This window comes from Saccharopolyspora sp. NPDC050642 (genome assembly GCF_040654735.1).
Classification (GTDB): domain Bacteria; phylum Actinomycetota; class Actinomycetes; order Mycobacteriales; family Pseudonocardiaceae; genus Saccharopolyspora; species Saccharopolyspora elongata.
Window position 1 is genome coordinate 187879 of record NZ_JBFAIN010000011.1, and the last position, 11839, is coordinate 199717.

12 protein-coding genes are annotated in these 11839 nt (G+C 70.3%); 3 read left to right on the plus strand and 9 right to left on the minus strand.

From position 1 onward, the window contains the following. Positions 1–159: 159 nt before the first annotated feature. The 5 genes from hutC to AB0H93_RS19685 all read right to left on the minus strand — a co-directional run bounded on the left by hutC (position 160) and on the right by AB0H93_RS19685 (position 5585). Positions 160–915: a histidine utilization repressor gene (gene hutC, locus AB0H93_RS19665; RefSeq protein WP_358574289.1), complete on the minus strand. Its 756-nt coding sequence runs from the start codon at positions 913–915 to the stop codon at positions 160–162. Between the two features lie 78 nt (positions 916–993). Then, a complete protein-coding gene (locus tag AB0H93_RS19670) occupies positions 994–1836 on the minus strand; it encodes an SAM-dependent methyltransferase (RefSeq protein WP_358574291.1) in 843 nt (280 codons plus the stop codon). A 188-nt stretch (positions 1837–2024) separates the two neighbouring features. Then, positions 2025–4187: a xanthine dehydrogenase family protein molybdopterin-binding subunit gene (locus AB0H93_RS19675; protein ID WP_358574292.1), complete on the minus strand. Its 2163-nt coding sequence runs from the start codon at positions 4185–4187 to the stop codon at positions 2025–2027. Continuing rightward, positions 4184–5146, minus strand: coding sequence for a xanthine dehydrogenase family protein subunit M (locus AB0H93_RS19680; protein WP_358574294.1), 963 nt, complete (start codon positions 5144–5146; stop codon positions 4184–4186). The genes AB0H93_RS19675 and AB0H93_RS19680 overlap by 4 nt, the downstream gene beginning before the upstream one ends. Continuing rightward, the gene (locus AB0H93_RS19685) at positions 5133–5585 is read right to left on the minus strand and encodes a (2Fe-2S)-binding protein (protein ID WP_358574295.1); all 453 of its coding nucleotides are present in this window, start codon (positions 5583–5585) and stop codon (positions 5133–5135) included. Before AB0H93_RS19685 ends, AB0H93_RS19680 begins: the two co-directional genes overlap by 14 nt. A gap of 240 nt (positions 5586–5825) precedes the next feature. On the opposite strand from AB0H93_RS19685, the gene AB0H93_RS19690 reads away from it, so the two are divergent. From AB0H93_RS19690 to AB0H93_RS19700, 3 genes are all read left to right on the plus strand, one after another. After that, positions 5826–6428: a TetR/AcrR family transcriptional regulator gene (locus AB0H93_RS19690; protein WP_358574296.1), complete on the plus strand. Its 603-nt coding sequence runs from the start codon at positions 5826–5828 to the stop codon at positions 6426–6428. Between the two features lie 208 nt (positions 6429–6636). Beyond that, a complete protein-coding gene (locus AB0H93_RS19695) occupies positions 6637–8076 on the plus strand; it encodes a gluconate:H+ symporter (protein ID WP_358574297.1) in 1440 nt (479 codons plus the stop codon). A 137-nt stretch (positions 8077–8213) separates the two neighbouring features. Then, positions 8214–8426, plus strand: coding sequence for a DUF2277 domain-containing protein (locus AB0H93_RS19700; RefSeq protein WP_358574298.1), 213 nt, complete (start codon positions 8214–8216; stop codon positions 8424–8426). Positions 8427–8436: 10 nt separating this feature from the next. Here AB0H93_RS19700 and catC read toward each other — a convergent pair whose 3' ends face one another. The 4 genes from catC to AB0H93_RS19720 form a co-directional block, all read right to left on the minus strand. Beyond that, the gene (gene catC, locus AB0H93_RS19705; protein ID WP_358574357.1) at positions 8437–8727 is read right to left on the minus strand and encodes a muconolactone Delta-isomerase; all 291 of its coding nucleotides are present in this window, start codon (positions 8725–8727) and stop codon (positions 8437–8439) included. 103 nt (positions 8728–8830) lie between these two features. After that, positions 8831–9682 (minus strand): catechol 1,2-dioxygenase, encoded by an 852-nt coding sequence (gene catA / locus AB0H93_RS19710; protein ID WP_358574299.1) that lies wholly within the window; start codon positions 9680–9682, stop codon positions 8831–8833. 46 nt (positions 9683–9728) lie between these two features. Further along, positions 9729–10832 carry an enolase C-terminal domain-like protein gene (locus AB0H93_RS19715; RefSeq protein WP_358574301.1) on the minus strand — a complete coding sequence of 368 codons (1104 nt, stop codon included), beginning with the start codon at positions 10830–10832 and terminating at the stop codon, positions 9729–9731. Beyond that, the gene (locus AB0H93_RS19720) at positions 10813–11751 is read right to left on the minus strand and encodes a LysR substrate-binding domain-containing protein (RefSeq protein WP_358574303.1); all 939 of its coding nucleotides are present in this window, start codon (positions 11749–11751) and stop codon (positions 10813–10815) included. The genes AB0H93_RS19715 and AB0H93_RS19720 overlap by 20 nt, the downstream gene beginning before the upstream one ends. Between the last annotated feature and the right edge of the window lie 88 nt (positions 11752–11839).

Below are 11839 nucleotides of genomic sequence, written 5' to 3' on the forward strand. Positions count from 1 at the left end.
CGTTGCAACCGGAACCGCCGGCTGTGCTGCCGGGCACAATCCAAGGCGGTGCGATATGTATAGTGCTGTATATACAGCTCGTCAAGAGTTCGGCCCGAAATCCGGGCGGAGCGCGCGGAGAAACCGGACAAACGCTGGTGAACAGGGACGATCCGGGGATCAGGTCGCGTCGAAGGTGCCTTCGAGCCGGTATCGCGAACCGGGGTGCAGCAGCCGGGCGGTGCTCACGAGCCGCCCCTCCGACCAGGTGCGCCGGTGGATCAGCAGGCACGGCTCGGCTTCCGCGATGCCCAGCAGCGCGCAGTCCTCGGCGGTGCCCAGCACGGCCTCGACGACGTGTTCGCCCTTGCCCAGCGGCGCGATCCGCGACAGGTAGCTGTTCGGCGTCTGCGTGGCGAAGTCCTGGTCGAGGTAGTCCGGGGCGAGCTCGGGGTTGACGTGGCGGTCCTCGAGCTGGATCGCGATCTCGTCCTCGAAGTGCACCACGAGCGAGTGGAACACCGGCCGCCCCTCGGTGATCCCGAACAGGCGGTGCATCCGCAGGTCGGCGGGTTCCTCCCGCAGCAGCACCACGTCGGTCCGGTGCCGGTGCCCGCGCCGCTGGACCTCGTCGGCGATGTTGCGCACCTCGTACAGCGCGGAGCTGCTCTTGCGCTCGGCGACGAAGGTCCCCACGCCGGCGAGCCGGACGATCAGCCCCTCCGAGCTCAGCTCGCGCAGCGCCCGGTTGATGGTCATCCGCGACAGCCCCAGCGCGTTCACCAGCTGGCTCTCCGACGGCAGCAGCTCGCCCTCGGGCCACCGCCCGGAGCCGATCTGCTCGATGATCACGTCCTTGAGGCGGCGGTAGGCGGGCGCGGACTCGCGGCGGCTCTCGCGGAACAGCACGGCCACGTCCAACGCATCAATGGCCACCGGCACCGCCCACCTCGGAGATCGATCATCAGCCCGCGCCCAGTTTATCCCGCCCCCGAAACGCCCCGGGAGCAGCGGCTACGGCTTGCGGGCCACACCGCCGGTCATGAAGCGGGCCGCGATGGACGTGGTGTCGGTGACGGGCGTGTCCGGCCGCCACAGCGGCAGCGGCACGATCCCGGGCGTGAGCAGCTCCAACCCGGTGAAGAACCGGGCGAGCTCGGCCGGCGTCCGGACCCGTCCCGTGCCCAGCTGGGACAGCAGCACGCGCTCCAGCTCCGCCGACTCCGGCGCATCGCCGAGCCGCGTGAAGTTGGTGATGAAGAAGAACGAGCCCGGCGCGACCGCCTCTCGCAAGGCGTCGACGATGCCGTTGGGGTCCTCCTCGTCGAGGAGGTGGTGCAGGATGCCGCACAGCATCACGCACACCGGCCGCTCGAAGTCGATCAGCCCGCGCACGTCGGGGTGGGCCAGCACCTCGCCCGGCCGGCGGATGTCGGCGGTGGCCACCCTCGTGTTCGCATCGTTGGCCAGGATGGCGCGGCCATGCGCGAGCACGATGGGATCGATGTCGACGTACACGACGCGGGCCTCGGGGTTGGCCTCCTGCGCGACCTCGTGCGTGTTCCGCGCGGTCGGCAGGCCCGACCCGAGGTCCAGGAACTGGACGATCCCCTCGTCGGCCGCGAGGTGTCGCACCACGCGGTGCAGGATCGCGCGGTTGTTGATCGCGATCTCCTTCAGCTCCGGCATCACCGCGAGGCTCGCCTCGGCCACCGCCCGGTCCGCGGAGTAGTTGTCCTTGTCGTTGAGCATCGCGTCGTAGACGCGGGCCGCGGTCGGCACGCCGGTGTCCAGCTCCGCGGAGGGATTGACGACTGCCTCCCGATCGCGTGCCCAGCTCAGGTGATCAGACGACATCGGAACTCTTCAACGCGAAAAGGACGCCGACATCGTAGCCGCCCGGCCACTCATGGTCATCAGCGTGTCGATCACGAACGGCGCAAGCGCCGGCAGAACCTCGAACAGCCCCGGAAAACCCGGAACTCCGGCGAGCTGCAGGCCCGCTGACCGGTGCTTTCGCGGCGGTCAGCGGGCCCTTCAGCGCCTCAGTCGTCCAGGAGGTCCTCGATCGTGATCGGGATGTGGCGGACCCGGGTTCCCGTTGCGTTGTAGATCGCGTTGGCCACCGCCGCCGCCATGCCCACCGCGCCGATCTCGCCCAGGCCCTTCGCCCCGACCGCGTTGTGCAGCGTGTCCGGGTACCGGACGAAGTGGACGTCGGCGTCCGGGATGTCGGCGTTCACCGGGACCAGGTAGCCCGCGAAGTCGCCGTTGGCCAGGCGGCCGCTGTCCTCGATCTCCAAGCCCTCGTGCAGCGCCGCCGACACGCCCCAGATCATCCCGCCGAGCGCCTGGCTGCGGGCCGCCTTCTCGTTGATGATCCGGCCGCAGTCGAACACGCCGAGCATCCGCGACAGGCGGGCCTCCCGCGTCCACTTGTGCACGCGGACCTCGCAGAACTGGGCGCCGAACGAGCTGAACGAGTGCTTCGTCAGCTCCTCTCCAGGTGCCGAGGAACCGATCGCGGAGACCGACGAGCGACCCACCGCACGCAGCAGTTCGCCGAACTCCATCGCGCGGCCGTCACCGGCCAGCACCCGACCGTCCTCGTAGGACACCTCCGCGCCCTCGAACGGCGCGCCCGGCGACGACGCCACCGCCAGCAGTGCGTCGATCACCTCGGTGGCCGCGATCATGACAGCCGAACCTGCGCTCGCCGTGCCGGTCGAGCCGCCGGACATGCCGCCCGACGGCAACGCCGAGTCGCCCAGCCGCGGCGTGATCCGCTCGACTGGAATCGCCAGCGATTCCGCGCCCACCAACGACAGGACGGTCAGCAGGCCGGTGCCCGGGTCCGAGCCGCTGGTCGCCACCACGGCCGTGCCGTCGGCTCCCAGGGTGATCTCGACGCTGGCCGGGAACCGCAGCGCCGGGAACATCGCGGTGGCCACGCCCATGCCCACGAGCCAGTCGCCGTCGGTGCGCCCGCCGGGCGAGCGGTCCGCCCAGCCGAACCGCTCCGCGCCGACCTGGAAGCACTCGTCGAGGTGCTTGCTGGACCACTGCAGGTCCTTGCCGGGCGGCGCGATCGAGTTGTTCCGCAGGCGCAGTTCGATCGGGTCCACGCCCAGCTCGACCGCCAGCTCGTCGATCGCGCTCTCCAGCGCGAAGGAGCCGGGCGCCTCCCCCGGCGCCCGCATGAACGTCGTCGGCGGGATGTTCAGCGGCACGATCTTCTGGCTGACGGCCAGGTTCTGGGTCGCGTACCACTCCCGCGAGGTGCCGTGCGAGGTCGGCTCCACGAACGACCGGTCCGTCGGCGTGGTGCACCACGACTCGTGGCGCAGCGCGATCAGCGTGCCATCGGAGTCCGCGCCGAGGGAGATCTTCTGCAGCGTCGCCGGGCGGGTCGCCGTCGCGGTGAAGACCTGTTCCCGGGTGAGCGCGGCCTTGACCGGCCGGCCGAGGGCCTTGGCCGCGGCCGCCGCCAGGAACGCCGGGGTGGAGGTGCGGGCCTTGCCGCCGAAAGCGCCGCCCACGAAGGGGTTCAGCGCGCGGACCGACGCGCGGTCCAGGCCCAGCGCCCCGGCGATGTCGGCGGCCTGCAGGTCCGAGCCCTGGTTCCCGCTGTAGATGGTCAGGACGCCGGCGTCCCACACCGCGACCGCGGAGTGCGGTTCCATCGCGGCGTGGTTCTGGGTGGCGGTGCGGTACGTCGCCTCGATGCGCACCGGGCTCGCCCCCAGCGCGTCCTCGATGGACTCGACGCCGTCCGCGAGGACCGTGATGTCCTCGTTGGACGGCGCGCCCTCGGCCGCGGCGAGGCCGTCCTCGAACGAGGTCAGGGCGGGCCGGGTCCGGTAGGAGACCTCGACCAGCATCGCCGCGTCCCGCGCCTGCTCGAAGGTCTCCGCCACCACGAAGCCGATCGGCTGGCCGTAGTAGGTGACTTCGCGGTCCTGCAGCGGAACCCACATCTCGCCGAAGAGCGGGGAACTTGGCTTGCGCAGGTCCAGCGGGTCGAACGGCGTGTACACGCCGAGCACGCCGGGCGCGCTCTTCGCCGCCGTGACGTCCATGGCCTCGACCTCGCCGTGCGCGATCGTGCTGAGCACGACGTACCCGTAGGCCATGCCGGGGAAGTTGTTGTCCGCGCCGTACTTCGCCTGCCCGGTGACTTTCAGCGGGCCGTCCAGCCGACTGGTCACAGGCGGCTCCCTTCGGTCAGTTCGAGCAGTGCGCGGACCACGGTCCGCTTCAGCAGGGAAACCTTGAAAGCGTTGCCGGACAACGGCCGAGCGCCGTCGGCCGCCAGGGACGCCGCGGCCTCGAAGGACTCCGGCGTCGCGGGCGCGCCGCGCAGGGCCTCCTCGACCGCGGGCAGCCGCCACGGCACGGTCGCCACGCCGCCGACCGCCACCCGGGCGTCGGCGATGTGCTCGTCCTGGACGTCCAGCGCGACCGCTGCGGAGCAGAGCGCGAACTCGTAGGACTGCCGGTCGCGCACCTTGACGTACGTGGAACGCGACGCCCAGTCCAGTCGCGGCACCACGACCTCGCCGATCAGCTCGCCGGGGCGCAGATCGTGCTCCACCTCCGGCGAATCGGCCGGCAGGCGGTAGAAATCGGCCAGCTTCGCGGTGCGGCTCCCGGCGGCGCTGAGCAGCCTTACCTCCGCGTCGAGCGCGACCAGCGCGACCGCCAGGTCGCTGGCGTGCGCTGCCGCGCACGAGTCGCTGGTGCCCAGGACCGCGTGCATCCGGTTCGCGCCCGAGATCGCCGGGCATCCGCTGCCCGGTTCCCGCCGGTTGCAGGGCGTGGCGACGTCGCGGAAGTACGTGCACCTGGTGCGCTGCATCAGGTTCCCGCCGATGCTGGCCATGTTGCGCAGCTGCTGGGAGGCGCTCTGCAGCAGGGCCCGGGAGATCGCCGGGTACACGCCGGGGTGCTCGGCGACGTCGCTCATCCGCTCCAGCGCGCCGATGCGCAGCCCGTCGCCGGTGTCGATGCCCCGCAGCGGGAGCTCGTTGATGTCCTGGACCTGTTGCGGCGCGAGGACGTTGAGCTTCATCAGGTCGACGAGGGTGGTGCCGCCGGCCAGGAACGTGCCGGGCGAGGCGAGCGCCGCTTCGACGGTCGTCGGTGCCGTGAGTTCAAAGGGACGCATCGGCCCGCCTCGCTTGTTCGATCGCCGCGACGATGTTCGGGTAGGCAGCGCAGCGGCAGATGTTGCCGGACATGAACTCCCGGACGTCCTCCACGCCCTGTTCGACCGCGGCGACGGCCGACATGACCTGACCGGACGTGCAGAACCCGCACTGCAGGGCGTCCTGGTCGACGAACGCCTGCTGGACCGGGTGCAGCTCGTCGCCGTCGGAGAGGCCCTCCACCGTCGTCACCGGTCGCTTCACGGTGGCGGCGAGGGTGAGGCACGAGAGCACGGGCCTGCCGTCGACGTGCACGGTGCAGGCACCGCACTGGCCGCGGTCGCAGCCCTTCTTCGGGCCGGTGACGCCGAGGTTCTCCCGCAATGCGTCCAGCAGCGTCACGCCGGGATCGACGTTCAGCCGTTCGGCCCTGCCGTTGACTTCGAGTGAGATGTCCACTTGATCTCTTCCCCGCCGGTCGCCCGCGCAGGACGACCGCAGCGGTGTCGCTTGTGGTGGTGGGAGCAGAACTGGGATCATCGCCGAAACCGGATATTCATCCGTTTCGGCCCCTCCCCGACGCTAGCGGATACTTATCCGCTCTGCAAGGACGACACCACTCCCGAAGGTAGCCGCAGGTCGACGGCAGATTGTGCATTACATTCCAGGGAAGAACGCGGCAGCCAACCGGGAGGGACGATGACGACGGGCTCGGTCAGTTCCCGACGCGCGGACACCCGGCGCAACCACGAGCGCATCCTCACCGCGGCGGCGAAATCGCTGGCCGGTTCGGGAGCGGTTTCGTTCAACGCCATCGCGAAGCAGGCCGGCGTCGGCGTCGGCACGGTGTACCGGCACTTCCCCACCCCGGAGGCGCTCGTCCTGGCCGTGTACCGGCGCGAGCTGCAGCACCTCGTCGACGTCGTCCCGAGCCTGCTCCGGCAACACCCGCCGGAACAGGCGTTCCGGATCTGGACGGCCGACCACCTGACGCATTACATGATGACCAAGCGAGGCCTGGCCGGAGCCCTCGGCGCCGCCACGTCGTCGCATGGCGACATGTTCGCGAAGGCCCACGAGGCCATGGTCGGCGCGGTCGCCACGCTACTGGAGGCCAACGTCGAGGCCGGGACCGTCCGCGCCGACCTGGACCCGGAGACGGTCCTGCGCGGGCTCGGCGGCCTGCTCTACCTCGACCCCCGCGACGACTGGCGGGGCCCGACCGAGAAGCTCATCGACCTGCTGTGGCGGGGCATGTGCACGGGAAAGTGCCGCCCCGATGGCGACGGCCGACCAGCCTGACTCGCCAAGCGCCTCGCCTTGCGGTGGCCCGACCGATCATCGTCCTGAATGGACATGCGCACCTTCGAGCCGCACCCGCCCGCGCAGCGCCGCCCGATCGACCGGTCCTGGCCGCAAGGTCGACAGGCCCTCGGACTCCAACTGGTGCAACGTGGGACAACGGCTGCCATGACGGACCTGGCACTCCGGTGGCTCGAAGGAGCGCGACATGCTCAGCTCGAACACTCTCTTCCCGGCTGACAAGATCCACGAGCCGTGGACCGGTCACGACACCCAGACCCTCGTCGTGGCGGCGATCGGGATCGCCATCGTGGTGCTGCTGATCGTCGTGGCGAAGATGCACGGCTTCCTCGCGCTGACCATCGGATCCTTCTTCGTCGGGATCGGGTCCGGCATCGAGCTGGACAATGTCGCCGGCTCGTTCGAGAAGGGCGTCGGCGACGTGCTCGGCAGCGTCGGCGTGCTGATCGTGCTCGGTGCGATGCTCGGCAAGCTGCTCGCCGACTCGGGAGGGGCCGACGAGATCGTGGACAAGATCATGACCGGGGGTCGCCGCGGGCTGCCGTGGCGAATGGCCCTGATCGCCTTCATCATCGGCATCCCGATGTTCTTCGAGATCGGCCTCGTCCTGCTGATCCCCGTCATCATGCTGACGATCCGCCGGTCCAGGCTGCCCGCGATGTACCTGGCGATCCCGGCTCTCGCCGGCCTCTCCGTCCTGCACGGCTTCATCCCCCCGCATCCGGGGCCGCTGGTGGCGATCGCGAACCTGCACGCCAACGTCGGTGTCACCCTCGCCATCGGCCTGATCATCGCGATCCCCACCGTGATCGTCGCCGGACCGCTGTACGGCAAGGTGGCGGCGCGCCTGGTGCCCATCGGTGCCCGCGGAGCGGGCGGAAACCTCATCGGGCCCGGGTCGGGCGGTGGCGAGGATGGCGGCGGGTCCGGAACGGTGCCGAGCGAGCCGGAACGCACGCGTCGCCCGAGCTTCACCTGGACCCTCATCACGGTTCTCACCCCGGTGGTCCTGATGCTGGTCCGCGCTGCGGCCGACGTGTGGATGAGCGAAACCGCGTGGATCTACCCGTTCCTGCAGTTCATCGGGGAACCGATCGTGGCGTTGCTGATCGCCGTGCTGCTGGCGATGGTGACGTTCGGCATCGGTGTCGGATTCACGCCGGTCACCCTGACGACGAAGCTGAGCGAGAGCCTGATGCCGATCGTCGGCGCCACGATGATCGTCGGGGCCGGCGGTGGCTTCAAGCAGGTGCTCGTGGACGGTGGTGCCGGGATCGCGATCGGGAAGCTCGCCGTGGCGGCGAGCCTGTCCGCGCTGTTGCTCGGCTGGATGGTGGCGGTGCTGGTGCGGCTGGCGACCGGGTCGGCCACGGTGGCGACCGTGACCGCGTCGGGCATCGTGGCCCCCTTCGCCGCCGGCCTGCCGCCGACGCAGCTGGCTCTGGTCGTGCTGGCCATCGGTGCCGGCTCCCTGTTCTTCTCCCACGTCAACGATGCCGGCTTCTGGCTGGTCAAGGAGTACTTCGGCATGACCATCGGCCAGACCATCAAGTCCTGGTCGGTGATGGAGACGATCATCTCCGTGGTCGGCCTCGCCCTGACGCTCCTGCTGTCGACGTTCCTCTAGCGCTCTGGACAGCAGCCGTTCTTCACCCGCACGCGTGGGGCACTGCCACTAGCATGACGGGGACGGCGCCAAGGCCGTCCCCGTCCACCGGTCGTCGCCCTCGGCGAAAGCTGGGGAAACCTACCCAGGAAATGCTCATGTGCCGCAGCATCAAGACGCTCCGCCCGCCGTACGCCGAAGAGGTCACCGAAGTGGACATCCGGGCCGCCGCGTTGCAGTACGTCCGCAAGATCTCCGGGTTCCGCAAGCCCGCCGCGCACAACGAGGCCGCCTTCGAACAAGCGGTGGACGACATCGAGAAGGCCACCGCGAAGCTGCTGGCGTCCCTGGAGGTCCGCGGCTCCCGGTGACGGCCGCCCGTCAGGAGTCGAGCAGGGCGATGTCGGACGGGTGCTGGGCCAGCGGGGTCACCTCGATGGTCATGTACGGGAACAGCGGCAGGTTCCAGAGGATCTCGTGCAGCCGGGCGTTGTCGGCCACGTCGAAGACGCTGAGGTTCGAGTACTGCCCGACGCAGCGCCAGAGGTGCACCCACTCCCCGCCCTGCTGCAACTCCTGCGAGTAGGCCTTCTCCCGCGCGAGCGTGTCGGCCTTCACCGCCGGATCCATCCCGACCGGGAGGTCGACGTCCATCTTCACCGCGAACAGCACGGTCAGTCCTTCCTGAGATTCCTCGCCCCGGTGCGGGGCGCCCTCGACCAAATTACTCGGCGAGGTGGCACCCCACCCCGTTCGATTGATCACTGCCGACGGGTCATCGGGGGTCCAGGACGAAGTCGTAGGTGACCTCGTTCGCCCCGCTGCCGGGGTTGGGCCGGGGGTCCAGGACGAGCTCCGGCTTGACCGCCTGGGCGATGTCGTCGGCGACGTGGGCCCCGCCCTTGAAGTACAGCTGGGTGGTGATCAGCTGGTGGCCGGGGGCGGAGACCTTCAGGTGCAGGTGCGCGGGCCGCCAGGCGTGCCAGCCCGCGGCGGCGATCAGCTTGCCGCACGCGCCGTCGGTGGGGATCTGGTACGGCGCGGGCTGCACGGTCCGGATCTTGAACCGGCCCTGCTCGTCGGCGATCACCGTGCCGCGCAGGTTCCACTCCGGCAGGCCGGGCGCGTACTGCGAGTAGTAGCCGAGGTCGTCGGCGTGCCACATCTCGATCTTCGCCCCGGCCAACGCCTGGCCGGACACGCTGGTGACCTGGCCCTGGAACAGCAGCGGGGTGCCCGGCTCGTCCGGCCGCATCGGGAGGGTGGCCTCGGCGGGCAGCTCCGGCGAGTCCGGCACGTAGTACGGGCCCTCGATGGTGCCCTTGGAGCCCTGCCGGTCCTCGTTGGCCACCTCCTCGACGACGTGCTCGATCCACACGTCCAGGAACAGCGGCCATTCGCCGTCCTGTCCGACCTGGATCAGCCACGCCTTGAGCGCGTCGTACTCCGCGTAGGTGACCTGCTGCCGCCGGATCACGTCGTGCACCGCCCGGATGACCTCCGTGGCCAACGCGTCGACCCGCTCCTTGCTGGTGGCGGCGGTCGTCTGCTTCTCCCGGAAGCGCTGGGTGGCCGCCGCGCCCGATGCGGCGGCGGTCGCGGTCTGCTCGGAGAGGTTCGTCGTCATGTCACCGATTCCTTTGCTCAACAACGTTGTCGATGGGGTTCCCGGCTCAGCCGTCCTGGCGGTAGTGCGCCAGCTTCCCGGGGTCGATGTCGATGCCGATGCCCGGCTGCGCGCGGACCTGGACGGTGCCGTCGCTGATCCGGACCGGCTCGGCGAGCAGGTCGTCGCTCATGTCCAGGAAGTTGGACAGCTCCCCGGGCCGCTGCGACGTCAGCTGGTACGCGGCGCCGAAGGCGACGCTGCACATGGTGCCGATCTGCCCGTCGATCTGGTTGCCCATCACCACTTCCACGCCCAGTCCCTCGCACTGGAACAGCACGCGCTGCGACGTGGTGAAGCCGGTGCGGGCGGTCTTGATGCTGATCGCGGTGGCCGCGCCGGCGAGCAGTTCCCGGGTCACCTCGCCCGGGCGGGTGGCGCTTTCGTCCGCCACGAAAGGGATTTCGCTGTGCTGCACCAGCCAGCGCCGCCCCAGCACGTCGTCGGCCGGGCAGAGCTCCTCGGCGAGGGTGAGGCCGAGATCGGACATCTCGCGCAGGGCGCGGGCGGATTCCGACGCGGTCCAGCCGCGGTTGCCGTCGACGTAGAGCTCGACGTCGTCGCCGAGCCCGGCCCGCAGCGCCCGGCAGGCCTCGACGTCCATTGTGTACGGTTTGCGGCCGACCTTGACCTTGAAGGTGGTGATGCCGTACTCGGCGCGGATCCGCTCCGCCTCGGCGACCATCTGCTCCGGCGCGGCGAAGCCGACCATGTGCGAGACCCGCATCCGGTCGGTGTAGCCGCCGAGCAGCTCGGTCACCGGCAGCCCGAGCGACTTGCCGATGACGTCCCACAGCGCCATGTCCAGCGCCGCCTTGGCCGTCGGGTTGCCGACCGTCCGGTGCAGCCGCGCGTGGATCGCCTCCCGCTCCAGCGCCGACATGCCGACCACGTCGGGCGCGAACAGCTTGTCGATCGCCGCGACGATGGATTCCTGCGTCTCGCCGTAGGTGAACGGCCGCGGCGGCGCCTCGGCGACCCCGACCAGCCCGTCGTCGGTGTGCACCCGCACCAGCACGTGCTCGGCCACGTGCACCTCGCCGCTGGCGAAGCGCAACGGCTTGCGGTACGGGATGGCGAACGGGATCGCCTCAATTCGCGTGATCTTCACGTGCTTCCTCGATGTCCTGGATGTCGTCGTGGCAGACGAACACGTCGTTGGCCGCGAGCGTGGTCAGCAGGTTGCGCAGCAGCGGCGAATCGTCCTCGGCGCGCCAGGCCAGTGCCAGTTCGACGCTTTCGGCGTCGGGCACCGGCACGAACACCACGCCCTCCAGCGGAAAGGCCTGCACCGAGGCCGGGGCGAGCGCCACCCCGAGGCCGGCCGCGACCAGCGCGACCTGGGTGGAGGCCTCCCCGATCTCGTGCGCGCAGTTCGGGTAGAACCCGGCCGCCAGGCAGCTGCGCACCACCGCGTCGTTGACCACCGAGCGCAGCGAGGCTGAGTACATGATGAACTGCTCCGCCCGCAGTCGCGCCATCCCGACCTCGGGTTCCCCGGCGAGCGGGTGGTTCTCCGGCAGCACGAGCACCAGGGGCTCGCGCGCGATGGTGCGGTGCGCGATGCGGTCCTCACGGGTCGGCGGGCGCAGCATCCCGACGTCGATCTCGTTGCGCAGCAACGCCTTCTCCTGCGCCGGGGTGAGCAGGTCCGGGTGGATCTCCAGCTCGACCCCGGGCAGGTCGCGCTTGACGATGTGCGCCAGCCGCGGCAGCTGCCGGTAGGACGCCGACCCGGTCAGCCCGAGCCGGAGCACGCCGTGACGCCCGTCCGCGAGCCGCTTCACGCGGCGCGCCGCGTCGTCGATCGACTTCAGGATGCGCAGCGCGTCGTCGTGGAAGACCGCGCCCGCAGGCGTCAGCTGCACCTGCCTGGTCGTGCGGGCGAACAGCTCGGCGCCGAGTTCGGCTTCCAGCTGCCGGATCGCCTGGGACAGCGGCGGTTGCGCCATGTTCAGCCGCTTGGCCGCCCGCCCGAAGTGGCGCGTCTCGGCCACCGCGACGAAGTAGCGCAGGTGTCGCAACTCCACTGCCGCACCTCCTCCCGCCAGGCCGTGTGGCCGCGGCCACAACGTCGTTCGTCCAGGTCAGCGTAGGTCCGCCATTCAGCTCGAACAA

Excerpts from the sequence above, each read along its gene's own strand:
- AB0H93_RS19680 (WP_358574294.1), bottom strand. The coding sequence starts at position 5,146 with ATGCGTCCCTTTGAACTCACGGCACCGACGACCGTCGAAGCGGCGCTC.
- AB0H93_RS19700 (WP_358574298.1), top strand. The coding sequence starts at position 8,214 with ATGTGCCGCAGCATCAAGACGCTCCGCCCGCCGTACGCCGAAGAGGTC.
- AB0H93_RS19690 (WP_358574296.1), top strand. The coding sequence starts at position 5,826 with ATGACGACGGGCTCGGTCAGTTCCCGACGCGCGGACACCCGGCGCAAC.
- AB0H93_RS19670 (WP_358574291.1), bottom strand. The coding sequence starts at position 1,836 with ATGTCGTCTGATCACCTGAGCTGGGCACGCGATCGGGAGGCAGTCGTC.
- AB0H93_RS19695 (WP_358574297.1), top strand. The coding sequence starts at position 6,637 with ATGCTCAGCTCGAACACTCTCTTCCCGGCTGACAAGATCCACGAGCCG.
- catA (WP_358574299.1), bottom strand. The coding sequence starts at position 9,682 with ATGACGACGAACCTCTCCGAGCAGACCGCGACCGCCGCCGCATCGGGC.